This is a genomic window from Pseudomonas sp. S12(2018), assembly GCF_024355235.1.
In the GTDB taxonomy this organism is placed as follows: Bacteria; Pseudomonadota; Gammaproteobacteria; order Pseudomonadales; family Pseudomonadaceae; genus Aquipseudomonas; species Aquipseudomonas palmensis.
In genome coordinates this window covers 550,701-569,548 of record NZ_QLAD01000002.1, presented here as the reverse complement: position 1 = coordinate 569,548, position 18,848 = coordinate 550,701, and the positions used below count along the sequence as shown (strand labels likewise).

4 protein-coding genes are annotated in these 18,848 nt (G+C 67.5%); all 4 read left to right on the top strand.

The window, feature by feature from the left end; translation table 11 throughout:
* Positions 1-460 precede the first annotated feature (460 nt).
* Entirely contained in the window at positions 461-1,588 is a 1,128-nt protein-coding gene (locus DN388_RS06475; protein ID WP_058541385.1) for a hypothetical protein, read from the top strand.
* Between the two features lie 148 nt (positions 1,589-1,736).
* Positions 1,737-2,972, top strand: a complete 1,236-nt coding sequence (alaC, locus tag DN388_RS06470; protein ID WP_043864411.1) for an alanine transaminase — start codon at positions 1,737-1,739, stop codon at positions 2,970-2,972.
* A gap of 179 nt (positions 2,973-3,151) precedes the next feature.
* Complete coding sequence (locus tag DN388_RS06465) at positions 3,152-3,526, top strand: YkgJ family cysteine cluster protein (protein WP_043864412.1); 375 nt, start codon at positions 3,152-3,154, stop codon at positions 3,524-3,526.
* 247 nt (positions 3,527-3,773) lie between these two features.
* On the top strand, positions 3,774-18,782 hold the full coding sequence (locus tag DN388_RS06460) for an autotransporter-associated beta strand repeat-containing protein (protein ID WP_254997786.1): 15,009 nt from the start codon (positions 3,774-3,776) through the stop codon (positions 18,780-18,782).
* Positions 18,783-18,848: the final 66 nt, after the last annotated feature.

The following is an 18,848-nucleotide window of genomic DNA, read 5'->3' as shown; positions in this document are numbered from 1 at the left end:
AAGTGTCGATATCCATGCTGGATAAGCACATGATTGTCGATTTTCATGTCGGTGTGATTATCCGACATGGATAGCGCTGCGAGCGGCGCCTTCCGCTCTTACAGCGGGTCACTTTTGGCAAACGCCCCAAAAGTAACCAAAAAGGCTGGGCCCTGCATACGGCCCTACGCTTCGCTCCGGGTCCCCTCGCTCCGCACCTGCTCCGGGGGCCGCGCCGCACGGGCGTCCCTGCCCGTCGGCACTTTCCGGGCCATCCATGGCCCTACACCCCACTACGCAGGCGCTCCACTCGGCCTCCTGAAGGGCCAGAAGATCAAAAGCAGATCAAAAGCCTGAGCGCCTCTGGATCGGTGTATGCCAACGGCCGGCAATCCCTCCCACCCGGGCACCACTCCCCGCTGAACACGCAACCCCCGGCATTGCTAGCGTGACGGCTCCCCACCCCAAGGAGCACACCGCCATGAGCATTCTGACCGTTTACTTCTGCGGCACCGGATCGCACCGTTTCGATGACCAGAACCCCAATTTCTGGAACGGCGAACTGGTCGCCACCCTTGCTTCCAACGACCAGAGCCGCGAGTTCGCCAACTGGATCGCCATCGACGGCCCGGGCAGCGGCAACCTGCAGGCCGATGACCTGTTCATCGAAAACAAGGAATACGGCCTCACCGGCACCCTGTTCGGCGCCGGCTGGGAGCAGAACGTGGCCCACGCCCTGCAGGTCATCAAGGGCTCCTGCACCTGGCAGCGCGAAAAACTCACCGAGCAGGACTACAACCGCCTGAAGTCAGCCGGCGTGCCGATCGAGGACGTGAAGAAGGAGGGTTCCTGGTTCTGGCGCCAGTACGACTATGGCGACCGCGGCGTGACCCCGCAGCAACTCCAGGAAGGCATCATCCGCATGCACCGCAAGGACGGCCTGATTCCCGATCAGGTCAACATCGTGGGCTGGAGCCGCGGCGGCATCAGTGCCCACATGCTCGCCAACGCCATGGCCGACGACCCGCAACTGGCCCACGTGCCGGTGAACATCTTTGCCATCGACCCCGTGCCCGGGATCAACAACCTGCAGCCACACCGCCTGCACCTGCGCACCAACGTGAAGGAGTACGTGGGTTTCTTTTCTCGCGACGAGCGCTCCAAGGGCTTCGCCTGCGTCATCCCGTCCACCTACCCCGATACCCGTGTCCACATCTTTCCGCTGCCAGGACGCCACGCCACGCTGGTGGGCAATGCCTCGGCCGATGGCGCCAGTGCCGGCAACGAGCTGCCCGACCCGGGCCTGATCGTGCGCCATTTTGCCGAAACCTGCCTGACCCGCTGGGGCGTGACGCTGCAAAAACGCCTTGAGCTGAGCGAAGGGCAGGTGGCCGACTACCTGGATGCCATGGACCGCGACGATGCCCGCTACAGGGCCATGCGCAAGCACTCCTACACGCTGCTGAGCGAGTCCGAAGGGGAGCATCGGCTGGTCCACCAGGGCGATATGCGCAAGGCTTTCAGCTTCGTGCGCGGGGCCCACATGGCGCCGGAGGAGGGCCTGGATGTGGGGAGCTGGCGCTCGCTGTCGTTCGAGCGTCTGTGCTGACACCCCGGCATCGGTCGCGGCCGCGCTGCGCGGCCCGCGATCGAATCCACTTTACAGGCATTGCCTGCAGGCACTATCTTCTGCCTCGGCCACCGCAGTGGCCAACGTCGCTCGGACGGTTCCGGGCGCTTACGTCCTCGAGGTAACCATGGCTGACCAAGGTTCGCCGCGCCGCTTTGCGCGCATAGATCGTCTCCCCCCCTACGTATTCAACATCACCGCCGAACTCAAGATGGCCGCGCGCCGTCGTGGCGAAGACATCATCGACCTGAGCATGGGCAACCCTGACGGGGCCACGCCGCCGCACATCGTCGAGAAGCTGGTACAGGTCGCCCAGCGCGAAGACACCCACGGCTACTCCACCTCGCGCGGTATCCCGCGCCTGCGCCGGGCCATCTCGCACTGGTACAAGGACCGCTACGACGTCGAGATCGACCCCGAGTCCGAAGCCATTGTCACCATCGGCTCCAAGGAGGGCCTGGCCCACCTGATGCTGGCCACCCTGGACCACGGCGATACCGTGCTGGTGCCCAACCCCAGCTACCCGATCCACATCTACGGCGCGGTGATCGCCGGGGCCCAGGTGCGTTCGGTGCCGCTGGTGCCCGGCGTGGACTTCTTCAACGAGCTGGAGCGGGCGATCCGCGAGTCGATCCCCAAGCCCAAGATGATGATCCTGGGGTTCCCCTCCAACCCCACCGCGCAGTGCGTGGAGCTGGACTTCTTCGAGCGTGTGGTGGCGCTGGCCAAGCAGTACGACGTGCTGGTGATCCACGACCTGGCCTATGCCGACATCGTCTACGACGGCTGGAAGGCCCCGTCGATCATGCAGGTGCCAGGTGCCAAGGACATCGCCGTGGAGTTCTTCACGCTGTCCAAGAGCTACAACATGGCCGGCTGGCGGATCGGCTTCATGGTCGGCAACCCGGAGCTGGTCAACGCCCTGGCGCGAATCAAGAGCTACCACGACTACGGCACCTTCACCCCGTTGCAGGTGGCGGCGATCGCGGCGCTCGAAGGCGACCAGCAGTGCGTGCGCGACATCGCCGAGCAGTACCGCCAGCGGCGCAACGTGCTGGTCAAGGGGCTGCACGAGACCGGCTGGATGGTCGAGAACCCCAAGGCCTCGATGTACGTGTGGGCCAAGATCCCCGAGCAGTACGCGCACCTGGGTTCGCTGGAGTTCGCCAAGAAGCTGCTGGCCGAAGCCAAGGTATGCGTGTCGCCGGGCATCGGCTTTGGCGACTATGGCGATGACCATGTGCGCTTTGCCCTGATCGAGAACCAGGACCGCATTCGCCAGGCGGTGCGCGGCATCCGCCAGATGTTCCGTGCCGATGGCATCGAGGCGCCGAAGGCGGCCAGGGCTTCACGCACGTCGTGATGCACCTCGCCGGCAAGGCCTGCTCCCGTAGGAGCCGGCCTTGCCGACGAAGGGCGCGACACCGCCTTCCGTCGGCCGCCCATATTTCTTTCACTGCCCCCCTTTTCAACGCCACGCCGAAGCATAGAATGATCGTCGGGTTTCTCCCTCCAACGATACTTCTCCCCCCCTCCCAAATCATGTCCGAAAACAATCCTTGTTTGACTTGCGGTGCCTGCTGCGCGTATTTCCGTGTGTCCTTTTTCTGGGGTGAATGCACCTCGGCCGGGGGTGTCGTGCCTGATGAACTGGTGGTGCAGATCAACCCGACCCGGGTGGCGATGATCGGCACCGACGCCAAGCCGTGTCGCTGCATAGGGCTTGAAGGCGAGATCGGCAAGAGCGTCAGCTGTTCGCTCTATGCCCAGCGCTCCAGCCCCTGCCGCGAGTTCGATGCCGCCTGGGTCAATGGCCAGCCCAACGACGACTGCAACGCGGCGCGGGCCGCCCACGGCCTGCCCCCTCTGGAAGCCAACGAGCCGTTCTGGCCCGCCGAAGACCCGGAGGTGGCCTGACCGTTCGTCGGTTGGCTGACGCTGTAAGTTTGACGAGGCCCTGTATTCACGGGGCCCATTGCCAAAGTATTAACACCATTTGACGTAACGCCTTTGCGCAAGGGCTCCGGGAAAGCGGCTACATATTCCAGCACTGGAATCGTAGTCGCCAAGGTCAGGCATTTCGACGTTAGTGTGTGTAGTTTCCACGGCGTACCCGTCGCACGCATTCAAGGAACGAACTGCCTGATCCACGAAGGAGTCGCCCGTGGACAGACGTGCCGTCAAGCTTGCCCCCGCCCGTATTCGCCCCTTGTCGCTGGCCGTGAGCCTGGCCACCGCGGGAATCGCTTTCGGCCTGTTCAGTGCAACGGCCAGTGCCGCCTGTACCCCGCTGATCCCCGGTGCGGGCGCGACGGTCACCTGCACCCCGGGGTTGAACGGCAACGTCAGTTCCTCCGCCAGCAACCTGACCCTTAACCTGAGCAATGGCTCGCAGATCAACGCGCCGTTGCTCGGCACGGCAGTCAACCTGACCGGCAACAACGTCACCCTGAACAACTCGGGCACCATCGACCCCGCATTCCTCGGGATCCTGAGCGGGCTCAGCTCCGGGATCAAGGTTGGCAACTCGGCAGCCAGCACGGTCAGCATCACCAACTTCAGCGGTGGCGTTATCAAGGGCACCACCGGTGTGCTCAGTGCCAGCCTGCTCAACCTCAACGGCCTGGCTCTGAGCGTGCAGAACGGCAACGGTGGCGTTACCACGCTGGTCAACGACGGCACCATCGGTTCATCGAACATTGTCGGCGTCAGCGTGCTGGCCCCAGACGCCCCGGTGGTGGCGGTGTATGGCGGCGGCAGCGTGAACATGACCAACACCGGCACCATCATCGGTCGCGTGGCGTTCCAGGCATCAGGCACTGCCACCGGCAATACCTTTACCAACAGTGGCGCGATCAGTGGCGGCGTGTCGATGGGGGCGAACTCCACCAACCGCTTCAACGCAATCACAGGTTCCAGTGTCAGTAGCGGGGGAGGTGTAGGCGTCGACCTGGGCATCGCCGGCATCAACCTGCTGTATGCGCCTAGCGGCAAGGTCGACGGCGGTGCCGGCGGCAGCAACACCCTGGCCCTGCAGAACGCCATCGGCGGGGGCACCGGTACCGGCGGCACGGGCACGCTTTCGGCCAGCAACTACATCAACTTCAACAACCTGCTCGTGCAGAGCGGCACCTGGACACTCTCCGGCGCGTTGCTCGGGGTCACCAGCACCAGCCTCAACGGCGGCTCGCTGGTGTTCGACGACGCCTCGACCTTCGGCACCGGCACCATCGCGGCCAACGGTGGCGCGCTGGGTGCGGGCGCGGCCAACCTGTCGCTGGCCAACGCCGTCACCCTCGGTGCCGGCGGGCTCGGCATCATCGGCGACAACAACCTGACCCTCACCGGCATCGTCAGCGGTAGCGGCCCCTTGACCAAGACAGGCGCCGGCACCCTGGGCCTGAGCGGGGCCAATACCTATACCGGCGGCACGTTCCTCAATGCTGGCGTACTGTCGCTCGCCAACGCCGCGGCCCTGGGCACCGGCAGTTTGAGCGTTACCGGGGCCGGCAGCCTGCAGGGCTCGGTACCGCTGGTGCTGAGCAACGCTGTGCAGCTGTCGGCAGCGCTGAGCCTGCCCGGCAGCAATGCGCTGACCCTGGGCGGTGTGGTCAGCGGCACCGGTTCGCTGAACAAGACCGGCAGCGGCGACCTGACCCTGGCCGCCAGCAACACCTACAGCGGCGGTACCACGCTGGGCGCCGGCAAGCTGATCCTCGGCAATGCCGCCGCGCTGGGGGGCGGTACATTGACTGCGGCCGCCGGCACCAGCCTGGACACCAGCAGTGCGCTGACCCTGGCCAACGCCATCAGCCTGGGCGGTGCGCTGACCCTCACCGGCAGCAACAACCTGACCCTCGGCGGCGTCATCGGCGGCAACGGCAGCCTGGTCAAGAACGGCACCACCAACCTCAACCTCACGGGCACCAACACCTTCACCGGCGGCCTGCTGCTCAACGGCGGCAGCCTGACCGTAGGCAACGGTGCGGCGCTGGGTACCGGCGCGCTGACCCTGGGCGCCAATGCCAGCCTGGACGCCAGCAGCGCAGTCAACCTCAACAACGCCGTGGTGCTCGGCGCCAACACGCTGAGCCTGCTGGGCACCAGCGCGACCACCCTGGGGGGCGTGGTCAGCGGTACGGGCGGGCTGATCAAGAGCGGTGCGGCCGACCTCACCCTGGGCGCGGCTAATACCTTCGGCGGCGGCGTGCAGTTGCAGGCCGGCAAGCTGATCGTCGGCAACAACACGGCGCTGGGTACCGGCACGCTGGCCGTGGCCGATGGCACCACGCTGGACAGCACCACCTCGGTTGCACTGGCCAATGCCATCAGCCTGGGCGGCAACCTGACCCTGGCCGGCAGCAATGCCCTCACGCTCGGCGGCGTGGTGTCGGGCAGCGGCGGGCTGGTCAAGAACGGCGCCGCGTTGCTCACGCTCAACGGCAACAACAGCTTCCAGGGCGGTGTGACGCTCAATGCCGGCGGCCTGATGGTGGGCGCGGCCAACGCCCTGGGCAGCGGCGCCCTGAACACCACGGGCACCGCCAGCCTGGATGCGAGCGTGGCACTCACCCTGGCCAACGCGGTCAACCTTGGCGCCGACCTGACCGTCGGCGGCACGGCCAATCTTGGCCTGGGCGGCCCGATCAGTGGCGCGGGCGGCGTGATCAAGAACGGCGCGGCCGACCTGACCCTTGCCGGCAACAACACCTACGTGGGCAACACCCGGCTCAACGCCGGCAAGCTGGTGCTCGGCAGCAGCACGGCGCTGGGGCAGGGCGCACTGATCGCGGCGGACGGTACCCGCCTTGACGCCGCCCCGGGCGTGACCCTGGGCAACGCCCTCACGCTCAACGGCGCGCTGACCCTCGACGGTAGCAACGACCTGGCCTTGCAAGGCCTGATCAGCGGCAATGGCAGCCTGATCAAGAACGGCACCACCAACCTGACCCTCAGCGGCAACAACACCTTCCTCGGCGGTACCACCCTGAACGCCGGTACCCTGACCCTGGCCAGTGCCGCAGCGCTGGGCACCGGCGCCCTGACTGTCGGCGGCGCGGCGAGCCTTGCCAACAGTTCACCGCTGGTACTGGCCAATGCCGTGGTCCTCAATGGCGTGCTGACCCTGCCGGGCACCAGCAACCTGACCCTGAACGGCGTTATCAGCGGCGCCTCGGGCCTGAGCAAGAACGGTGCGGCCAACCTGACGCTGGGCGCTGCCAATACCTTCGGTGGCGGCGTGGCGCTCAATGCCGGCACGCTGATCCTGGGCAACAACACCGCACTGGGCACCGGTACGCTGGCTGCTGCCGGCAACACCTCGCTGGACGCCACCAACGCCCTGACGGTGGGCAATGCCGTGACCCTGGCCGGCAACCTCAACCTGCTGGGCAGCAACGCCCTCAACCTCGGCGGCGTGATCAGCGGCGCAGGCGGCCTGACCAAGGCCGGCGGTGCCGACCTGACCCTGAGCGGTGCCAACACCTTCAGCGGCGCCACCAACCTGAACGCCGGCAAATTGATCGTCGGCAGCAACACCGCGCTGGGCACCGGCGTGCTGAACGCAGCCGGCAACACCCAACTGGAGGCCAGCACGGCGGTCAGCCTGGCCAACCTGGTCAACCTGGCCGGCAACCTGGGCATCGGCGGGGCCGCGAACCTGACGCTCAACGGCGTGGTGGGCGGCACCGGCAGCCTGACCAAGACGGGCACGGCCACCCTCGGCCTGAACGCGGCCAATACCTATCAAGGCGGTACCAACCTCAATGGCGGCGGCCTCAGCCTGGGCAACAACCAGGCACTGGGCAGCGGCGCACTGAACGTGGGCGGCGCTGCCACGCTCGACAACAGCGTGGCGCTCAACCTGGCCAACCAGGTGAACCTGAACGCCAACCTGAGCGTTGTCGGCAGCAATGACCTGACCCTGGGCGGTGTGATCGCCGGGGCCGGTCAATTGATCAAGAATGGTGCCGCCACCCTGACCCTCAATGGCCTCAACACCTTCACCGGCGGGACCTTGCTCAATGCCGGCGCGCTGGTGCTGGGCAATGCCTCGGCGCTGGGCAATGGCGCACTGAACGTGACCGGTGCGGCCAGCCTCGACAACAGCGCCAGCTTCGCCTTGGCCAACGCGATCAACCTGGGTGCCAACCTGACCCTGGCCGGCAGCAACGACCTGACCCTGGGCGGCGTGATCAGCGGCGCCGCCGGGCTGGTCAAGAACGGGGCGAGCAACCTGACCCTCAATGGCGTCAACACCTTCCAGGGCGGCACCGTGCTCAATGCCGGCGGCCTGACCCTGGGCAATGCCAATGCCCTGGGCACCGGCGCGTTGACCGTGGCCGGCAACGCCAGCCTGGACAACAGCGCCAGCTTCGCACTGGGCAACAACCTGATACTCAATGCCGACCTGAGCCTGGCGGGCAACAACGACCTGAGCCTGGGCGGGGTGATCAGCGGCACCGGTGGCCTGATCAAGAATGGCCTGGCCGACCTGACCCTGAGTGGCAACAACACTTTCAGCGGCGCGGTCAACGTGCTCAATGGCAGCCTGACCACGGTCGGTGCCGGCGCACTGGGCAATGCCTCGGCGGTGAACGTGGGGCTGGGCGCCAGCCTCAACCTGGGTAACAGCAGCAGCCTTGCCAGCCTCACCGGCAGCGGCAGCGTGAACCTGGGGGCCGGTACCAACCTGAGCGTGGGCGCGGGGGATGCCAGCAGCGTATTCACCGGCGGCCTGGCCGGGGCCGGTGGCCTGATCAAGGTCGGCGGCGGCAGCCTGGAACTGGCCGGCAACAACGGCCTGCTCACTGGCACCACCCAGGTCAATGGCGGCACCCTGAACGTCACCGGTTCGCTGGGCAGCAACCTGGTGCAGGTCAATACCGGCGCCACCCTCACCAGTACCGGCACCGGCAGCGTGCTGGGCGCGGTGACCATCGCCGATGGCGGCCACCTGGCGGCCAACAGCGGCAGCAGCCTGACCCTGGGCTCGCTGGTGCTCAACGCCAACTCCAATCTCGACGTGGGCCTTGGTTCGCCGGCTACCGGCGGCAATGCGCTGATCAAGGTCAACGGCAACCTGACCCTGGACGGCACCCTCAATGTCAGCGACATCGGCGGCTTTGGCACCGGTATCTACAGCCTGATCAACTACACCGGCCAGCTCACCGACAACGGCCTGGTGATCGGCAGCATTCCCGGCAGCGTGCAGCTCGGCGACCTGCAGGTACAGACCTCGATCGGCAGCCAGGTCAACCTGCTGGTCGGTGGCGCCAATGGCAGCGTGCTGTTCTGGGACGGCACCGGCCTGGTCGGCAACGGCGTGATCCAGGGCGGCAACGGCACCTGGGATGCCCTGAGTACCAACTGGACCACGGTCAACGGCACCGGCAACCGTGACTGGAGCAGCAACTTCGCGGTATTCCAGGGCGCCGCAGGCGACGTGCTGGTCAATGGCGCGCAGTCGATCACCGGCCTGCAGTTCGTCACCGATGGCTACCGCCTGCTCAATGGCGTGACCGGCCAGCTGAACCTGGTCAATGGCAGCAATGGCGCCACTACGGTGCGTGTCGATCCGGGTGTGACCGCCACGGTTGGTGTCGCCCTGGGCGGCAGCGGCCTGCTGAGCAAGGTCGACAGCGGCACGCTGGTGCTAAACGCCAGCAACAGCTACAGCGGCGGCACCGCCCTCAATGGCGGCACCCTGGTGGTAGGCAACAACCTGGCGCTGGGCAGCGGTGCGCTGACTGCTGCCAACGGCACCACGCTGGACAGCAACGCCAGCATCGCCCTGGGCAACAGCGTCAACCTGCTCGGCGGCCTGACGGTGGCCGGCAGCAACGATCTGGCCCTGAACGGCAGCATCAACGGCGCCGGCAACCTGACCAAGAACGGCGCTGCCACGCTCACCCTGGGCGGCGCCAACAGCTACACCGGTGGCACCACCCTGGCCGCTGGCCGGCTGCTGCTGGGCAATGACCTGGCCCTGGGCACGGGCGCGCTGCACGTGACCGCTGCCAGCAGCCTGGCAGGCACTACCACGACCAACCTGGCCAACGCCATCGACCTGGGCGCCAACCTGACCCTCGACGGCCTCAACGCCATGACCCTCAACGGCATCGTCAGCGGCAGCGGTGCCCTGAACAAGACCGGCACGGGCAACCTGACCCTCAATGGTGCCAACACCTACCAGGGCGGCACCAGCGTCGGCGGCGGCACCCTCACCCTGGGCAATGGTACGGCACTGGGCAGTGGTGCGCTGAACGTCACCGGCGCGTCCAGCCTGGCGACCAGCACCCCGCTGAGCCTGGCCAACGCGATCAACCTGGGCGCCGACCTGACCCTGCCGGGCACCAGCAACCTGGTGCTCAATGGCGTGATCGGCGGCAGCAGCGGGCTGGTCAAGAACGGTTCGGCCAGCCTGACCCTCAATGGCAACAACACCTATCAGGGCAGCACCAGCCTCGCCGGCGGCACCCTGATCGTCGGCAGCAACACCGCACTGGGCACCAGCACGCTCACTGCACAGGCCGGCACGTCACTGGACGCCAGCAGCGCCGTGACCCTGGGCAATGCCATCGGCCTGCTCGGCGGCCTGACGGTGGTCGGCAGCAACGACCTGACCCTTGCCGGCAACCTCACCGGCAGCGGCGGGCTGAGCAAGAATGGTGGCGCGACGCTCACCCTGTCGGGCAACAACACCCACCTGGGCAACACCTTGCTCAATGGCGGCCGCCTGGTCCTGGGCAGTGACCAGGCGCTGGGCCTGGGTAACCTGGTGGCAGCAGGCGGCACCACGCTGGACAGCAGCCTGGATGTCACCGTGCTCAACGCCGTATCGCTGGCCGGCAACCTGACCGTTGGCGGCACCCACGACATCACCCTGGGCGGCCAGGTCAACGGTGCCGGCAGCCTCACCAAGAATGGCGCGGGCAACCTGACCCTGACCGGTGCCAACGCCTGGCAGGGCGGCACCACCCTGAACGCCGGCACCCTCACCGTGGGCAATGCGCTGGCGCTGGGCAACGGCGGCCTCAGCGTGGGCGGGGCGTCCACCCTGGCCAGCAGCGCTGCGGTGAACCTGGCCAACGCGGTCAACCTGGGCGCCAACCTGACGGTCGCCGGCAACACCGACCTGGGCCTGACGGGCGTGGTCAGCGGCACTGGCGGGCTGATCAAGACCGGTGGCGGCAACCTCGCCCTCACCGGTGCCAACACCTACAGCGGCGGCACCACCCTGAATGCCGGCACCCTCACCGTAGGCAACGCCACCGCACTGGGCAGCGGCGCGCTGACGGTCAGCGGCGCCTCCACCCTGGCCAGCAACACCGCGCTGAACCTGGGCAACGCCATCGGCCTGAATGCCGACCTGACCGTCGCCAACAGCGCCGGCCTGACCCTGGGCGGCGACATCAGCGATGCGGGCGGCCTGATCAAGACCGGCACCGGGGTGCTGACCCTGGGCGGCAACAATACCTACCAGGGCGGTACCGCGCTCAATGCCGGCGGCTTGCTGCTGACCTCGGCCACGGCGCTGGGCAGTGGCACCCTGACCGCCGCCGGCGCCACCACGCTGGACACCAGCACCGCGCTGACCCTGGACAATGCCCTGGTACTGACCGGCAACCTGACCCTGCTCGGCGCGCAGAACCTGGCCCTGACGGGCGCGATCAGCGGCGCGGGCGGCCTGGTCAAGACCGGCGCCAGCGACCTGACCCTGAGCGGCGCCAACACCTACAGCGGCGACACCCTGCTGGGCGCCGGCCGCTTGATCGTGGGCAGCGACAGCGCACTGGGCGTCGGTACCCTGCGCACCAGCAACAACACCATCCTCGATGCCAGCACGGCGGTGACGCTGGGCAATGCGCTGAACATCGTCGGCAACCTGAACGTCGGCGGCAGCAACGACCTGACCCTGAACGGCGTGATCGACGGCCCCGGCGACCTGACCAAGAACGGCGCTGCGACCCTCACCCTCAACGGCAGCAACACCTACAGCGGCGAGACCATCCTCACCGCCGGCACCCTGGTGCTGGGCAATAACAATGCGCTGGGCACCGGGGTGCTGTCGGTCACCGGCAACTCGAGCCTGAACAGCGGCAACAGCGCCGTGGTGGTGAACAACGGCATCGGCCTCAATGCCAACCTCACCGTCAACGGCAGCAACGACTTCGGCCTGGGCGGCGTGATCAGCGGCAACAGCCAACTGATCAAGACCGGTAGCGGCAACCTGACCCTGAGCGGTACCAACACCTATTCCGGTGGTACCAGCCTGGGCGGCGGCACCCTGACCGTCACCAATGGCGCTGCGCTGGGCAGCGGCGCACTGAGCGCGACGGGCACCAGCACCCTGGGCAATACCCAGGCTGTCACGCTGCTGAATGCCATCGCGGTCAATGGCGACCTGACCCTGGACACGGCCGCCAACCTGACCCTGGGTGGGGTTATCAGTGGCTCGGGCAACCTGATCAAGAGCGGCGCCCAGGAACTGGTGGTGTTCGGCAACAACACCTTCAGCGGCACACTCGATATCACCCAGGGCATGCTGACCACCTTGAATAGCAACGCCCTGGGCAATGTCGCCAGTGTCAACCTGGGCAGCGGCACCGACCTGAACCTGAACGGCAACACCAGCATCGGTGCACTCACCGGCAGCGGCACCACCAATATCGGCCTGGGCAGCACGCTGAGCCTGGGCAGTACCAACCTGGACAGCGTCTTCGCCGGTGCCCTGGTCGGCAGCGGCGGCTTGAACAAGGTCGGCACCGGCGTGCTGGAACTTGCCGGCATCAGCAACCTGGGCGGCGCCAGCCAGGTCAGCGGCGGTACCTTGAACGTGTCGGGCGCCCTGAACGGGGGGAACCTGACGGTCAATTCCGGCGCGACCCTGACCGGCAGCGGCAGCGTGGGCGGGCTGACCACCATCGTCAACGGCGGCCACCTGGCCGGCACCAGCGGCACCCAGCTCAGCTTCGGCTCGCTGGCGCTGGCGCCAAACGCCAGCATCGACGTCGCACTCGGCTCGCCCGTCACCGGCGGTACCTCGTTGTTCAGTGTTGCCGGCAACCTGACCCTGGGTGGCACGCTCAACATCACCGATGACGGCGGCTTCGGCAATGGTATCTATCGCCTGTTCGATTACGGCTCGGTGACCAACAACGGGTTGGTGCTGGGCAGCCTGCCGGGCAGCGTCACGCCCGGCGAGCTGCAACTGCAAACCGCGATTACCGGCCAGGTCAACGTGCTGGTCAACTCGCCCAACCTGATCGTGCAGTTCTGGGATGGGGCGGGCACTGTCCCCGATGGCGTGGTGCAGGGCGGCAGCGGCACCTGGAACAGCACCACCACCAACTGGACCGACCTCAACGGCACCGTCAACGACGTCTGGCAGGGGCAGTTCGCGGTGTTCCAGGGCGCTGCGGGCGGCGTGGTCACGGTCGAAGGTGGCCAGGCCGTCAATGCCCTGCAGTTCATCACCGACGGCTACCAGCTGGTCGCCGGCAGCGGCGGCGTGCTCAACGCCGTCAACGGCAACAGTGGCAGCTTTGCGGTACGTGTCGACCCGAACGTGACCGCCACCCTGGGCCTGCCGGTCAATGGCAGCGCGACCCTGGCCAAGCTCGACAGCGGCACGCTGGTGCTCAACGGCGCCAACGGCTACACCGGCGGCACGCAGCTCAATGGCGGCACCCTGGTGGTCGGCAATGACGGCGCGCTGGGCAGTGGCACGCTGACTGCGGCCAATGGCACCACCCTGGACAGCAACAAGGCGGTGAGCCTGGCCAACACCATTGGCCTGCTCGGCCAACTGAGCATTGCCGGCAGCAACGCACTGACGCTGGACGGTGACATCAGCGGCAACGGCGGCCTGCTCAAGGCGGGCGGCGCCAGCCTGACGCTCAACGGCGACAACAGCTACACCGGCCCTACCGCCCTGAATGCCGGCACGCTGGTACTGGGCAGTGACACCGCACTGGGCGTCGGCGCCCTCAACGCGGCCGCGGGCACGCAACTGGACAGCAGCAGCGCGCTGGCGCTGGCCAACACCTTCAACCTGAGCGGCAACCTGACGCTGCTCGGCAGCAACGACCTGACCCTCAATGGCCTGGTCAACGGCGCCGGCAGCCTCACCAAGCAGGGCAGCGGCAGCCTCACGCTCAACGGTGCCAACGGTTTCACGGGCGGTACCGTACTGCAGAGCGGCACCCTGAATGTCGGCAACGCCGGGGCGCTGGGCAGTGGTGCGCTCACCGTCAGTGGCGCCTCCAGCCTGGTCAATGGCAGTGCGCTGTCGCTGGCCAATGCCATCGTGCTCAACGCCGGCCTGACCCTGCCGGGCAGCAACAACCTCACCCTGGGCGGCGTCATCAGTGGCACGGGCAGCCTGAACCACACCGGCAGCGGCGGCCTGACCCTCACCGGGGTGAACACCTACAGCGGCGGCACCCAGCTGGGTGCCGGCAACCTGACGCTGGGCAACGGCTCGGCGCTGGGTAGCGGTGCCCTGAGTGTCAGCGGCACCTCCACCCTGACCACCACCAGCGCCATGACACTGGCCAACGCGGTGGATGTGGGCGGCACGCTCAACGTGGCGGGTACCAACGACCTGACCCTGGCCGGCGTGCTCAGCGGTGCGGGCACCCTGAACAAGAACGGTGCAGCCAACCTCACCCTCAGCGGCAACAACAGCTTCAGCGGCATCCTCAACATTCTCTCCGGCAGCCTCAGCATGGTGGGCAGCGGTGCACTCGGCAACCCGGCCGAGCTCAACCTGGGCAACGGCGCCAGCCTCAACCTGGGCGGCACCACCAACCTGGGCGAGCTCAGCGGCAGCGGCACCGTGAACGTGGGCGCCGGTACCGGCCTGCAAGTGGGCGAGGGCACGTTCGGCGGGGTGCTCAGCGGCACCGGTACGCTGGACAAGACCGGCACCGGCACGCTGACCCTGGGCGGTGGCAATACCCTGAGCGGGGCCACCACCGTCAGCGGCGGCAGCCTCATCGTCAATGGCAGCCTGGCCAGCAGTACCGTCACGGTGAACAGCGGCAGCACCCTGGGCGGCACCGGCAGCCTCGGCGGCGCGCTGACCGTCGCCGACGGCGGGCACCTGTCGCTGCGCAGCGGCGATACCCTGAGCGTCGGCTCGCTGGTACTGGGCGCGGACGCCAACCTGGATGCGGCCCTGGGCGCCCCTGTGGTGGGTACCCCGGCGCTGATCAATGTGGGCGGCAACCTGACCCTGGACGGCAAGCTCAATGTCACCGACCTGGGCGGGTTCGGTGCGGGCGTGTATCGCCTGATCGACTACAGCGGCGCGCTGACCAACAACGGCCTGGCCATCGGCAGCGTGCCCAATGGGGTCATCGCGGGCGATCTGGATGTGCAGACCGCCGTCAACAACCAGGTCAACCTGGTGGTGGGCGGCAGCAACAACAATGTGCTGTTCTGGGACGGCAGCCAGACCGTCGGCAATGGATCGGTCGACGGCGGCGCCGGTGTCTGGAGCGTTGGCGGCACCAACTGGACCGATGCCAACGGAGCGCTCAACCAGGCCTGGAACGGCACCTTCGCGGTGTTCCAGGGCACGGGCGGCGCGGTGACCGTCGATGGTGTGCAGACCGTCAACGGCCTGCAGTTCCTCGACAACGGCTACGTGCTGAGCGGTGACGCGCTGAACCTCACCAACGGTGCCCAGGGCACCGGCAACGTGCGTATCGGCAACGGCGTGAGCGCCACGCTGAACGTGGACATCAACGGCAGCGGCACCCTGGCCAAGCTCGAAGGCGGCACCCTGGTGCTCAACGGCAACAACGGCTATACCGGCGGCACCCAGCTCAACGGCGGCACGTTGGTGGTGGGCAGCAACACCGCCCTGGGCAGCGGCGCGCTGACGGCTGCCGACGGCACCACGCTGGATGCCAACCAGGCCGTGACCCTGGGCAACGCCGTGACGCTCGGCGGTGCGCTGACCATCGCGGGCAGCAATGACCTTGATCTCACCAACCTCGTCAGCGGCAGCGGCAGCCTGGTGAAGAACGGTACGGCCGACCTGACCCTGGCCGGCGCCAACACCTACCAGGGCGGCACGCGCCTCAATGCCGGCAGCCTGACCCTGGGCGACAACGCTGCACTGGGCAGCGGCGCGCTTACGGTGGGTGGCACTGCGCAGCTCGACGGCACGCTTGACCTGCAACTGGGCAACGCCGTCAGCCTGGCCTCGCAACTGACCCTGGGCGGCAGCCACGACCTGGCCCTGAACGGGGTGATCAGCGGCAACGGCAGCCTGGTGAAAAACGGCAATGGCGCACTGCTGCTGAGCGGTGCCAACACCTACAGCGGCGGCAGCACCTTCAACGCCGGCAGCGTGCAGGGCAATACCAGCAGCCTGCAGGGCGCGATCCTCAACAACGCCGCGCTGACCTTCGAACAGGCCAGCAACGGTACCTACACCGGCAACCTCACCGGCAGCGGCACGTTGATCAAGAACGGCAGCGGGCAACTGCTGATGACCGGCAACAGCGGCTTCACCGGCGCCACCACGGTCAACGCCGGCAGCCTGCTGGTCAACGGCAGCCTGGCCAGTGCCACGGTGCAGGTCAACAACGGGGCGACCCTGGGCGGCAGTGGCAACTACGCCGGCACGGTCAACCTGGCCAGCGGTGCGACCCTGGCGGCGGGCAGCGGCGCCACGCCACTCAAGGTCGGTGCGCTCAACCTGGATGCCGGCAGCAATGTCGACCTGGCGCTCGGGCAGGCATCGGCCTCGACCACCGTGGTCAAGGTGGCGGGCGACCTCACCCTTGATGGCACGCTCAACATCAGCAATGCCGGTGGCTTCGGCAGCGGCGTTTACCAGCTGTTCAGCTACGGAGGCAACCTGACCGACAACGGCCTGCTGTTCGGCCTGCTGCCAGGCGGCACCTTGCCAGGCCAACTGACCCTGCAGACGGCCATCGCCCAGCAGATCAACCTGGTGGTACAGGGCGCAGGTGGCGCACTGCAGTTCTGGAACGGCGGCAAGACCAATGCCGACGGCACCATCGGTGGCGGCAGCGGTACCTGGGGCAACGGCACCAACTGGACCGACGTCAACGGCAACCTGAGCGAAACCTGGGATGCGCAGTTCGGCGTGTTCGGTGGTCAGGCGGGGACCGTCACCGTGGCCGGCAACCAGTCCTTCACCGGCCTGCAGTTCCTCACCGGCGGCTACCAGCTGGTGGCCGGCAGCGGCGGCAGCCTGACACCGGTCAATGCAGCCAATGGCGACCTGGCCGCCGTGCGCGTGAACACCGGCGACAGCACGCAGATCTCGGCGCCGCTGGTGGGCGCGGGCGGTATCGAAAAACTCGACGCAGGCACGCTGATCCTGAGCGGCGCCAACACCTACACCGGCGGCACCAGGGTCAGCGGCGGTACGCTGGTGGGCAACACCACCAGCCTGCAGGGCAACATCGTCGACAACGCCAGCCTGGTGTTCCAGCAGGACACCGACGGCCGCTTCAACGGTGTGCTCAGCGGCACCGGCAACACCGTCAAGCAGGGTAGCGGCAGCCTGCTGCTGACCGGCAACCAGCCGTTCAGCGGCAACCTGGCGGTCAACCAGGGCCTGCTGCTGGTGGGCAATGCGGCCAACCCGGGCACGGTGCTCGGGGCCAAGGTCACGGTGGGGGCCGGTGCCGCACTGAGCGGCAACGGCAGCGTGGGCTCGCTGGTCAACAACGGTGTGGTGCAGCCTGACCCGGCCAGTGGGCTCAAGGTCGGCGGCAACTTCACCAACGCCCCGGGCGGCACCCTGCAGGTGGTGGTCGGCAACCCCGCCAGCAGCGGCCTGACCGTGGGCGGCACGGCCAACCTGGGCGGCAGCCTGGTGGTGCTGAACTCGGCACCGGCCTCGGGCAACGCGCAGTACACCGTGGTGACTGCCGGCGGCGGGGTGAACGGCACCTTCACCACCGTGCAGTTGCCGGATACGCCGTTCTACGACACCACGCTCAACTACGGCAGCAACCAGGTCGGCGTCACCATCAGCCGCAACGGCACCAGCCTCGGCGATGTGGCTTCGACCCCCAACCAGCAGGCCGTGGCCGGCGCACTGGGCAGCAGCGGGGCACCGGCGGCGGTACTGGGCGCGGTCATGGCGCAGAACCGTGGTGGCGTTCAGGCGGCGCTGGACAGCCTGTCGGGCGAGATCCATGCCAGTACCGCCAGTGCGCTGATCGAAGACTCGCGCTACGTGCGCGAAGCGGTCAACGACCGCCTGCGCCAGCCAGGCTGCATGCGCGAGGAGGATCCGCGTCGGGCCCTGGCACCGAACGCCAACCAGCTCACCAGCGACGGTTGCCACGACGAGGCCGTGGGCTGGGCGCAGGCACTGGGCACCTGGGGCAAGATGGACGGCAACAGCAACAGCGCCAGCATCGACCGCAACGTGCAGGGCTTCCTGCTCGGGGTGGACCGCAGCCTGAACAGCGACTGGCGCGTGGGCGTGGCCGCCGGCTATACCCGCAGCGACCTGGATGCCAGCGGCCGCCGTTCCGATGCGAGCATCGACAGCTACCACCTGGCCACCTACCTGGGCTACCAGCTCGATGCCTTCTCGGCCCGCGTGGGTGCGGCGTACAGCTGGCACGACATCGAGAGCAAGCGTGACGTCGCCATCGGCAGCTACGACGACCGCCTCAAGGCCAAGTACAAGGCGCGCACCGCGCAGGTGTTCGGCGAGGTGAGCTACGCCATCGAGGCAGGCGGTGTGGCGCTGGAACCGTTCGCGGGCCTGGCCTACGTCAACTACGACAGCGACACTGCACGCGAGAAGGGCGGCGCGGCGCGGCTCAAGGCCAGTGCCGACCAGGACATCACCTTCTCCACCGTGGGCCTGCGGGCGGGCAAGGCGTTCAAGCTGGCCAACGGCAGTACCCTGACCCCGCGTGGCAGCCTGGGCTGGCGGCATGCCTACGGCGACACCAAGCCCGATGCCGACCTGCGCTTCATCGAGGGCGGCGCCGGCTTCACCACCCAGGGCGTGCCGATCGCCCGCGATGCGGCGGTGGTCGAGGCGGGGCTGGACCTGTCGATCGGGCAGGCCGGCAAACTGGGCCTGGGCTATTCGGGGCAGCTGTCCAGCGACACCCGCGACCATGCGGTAACGGTGAGTTTCAGCATGGGGTTCTAGGCGGCGAACGACGATCACGGCGCGTGAAGGCGGTGGCTTGAGCGCAGGTACCTCAAGTACCATCGC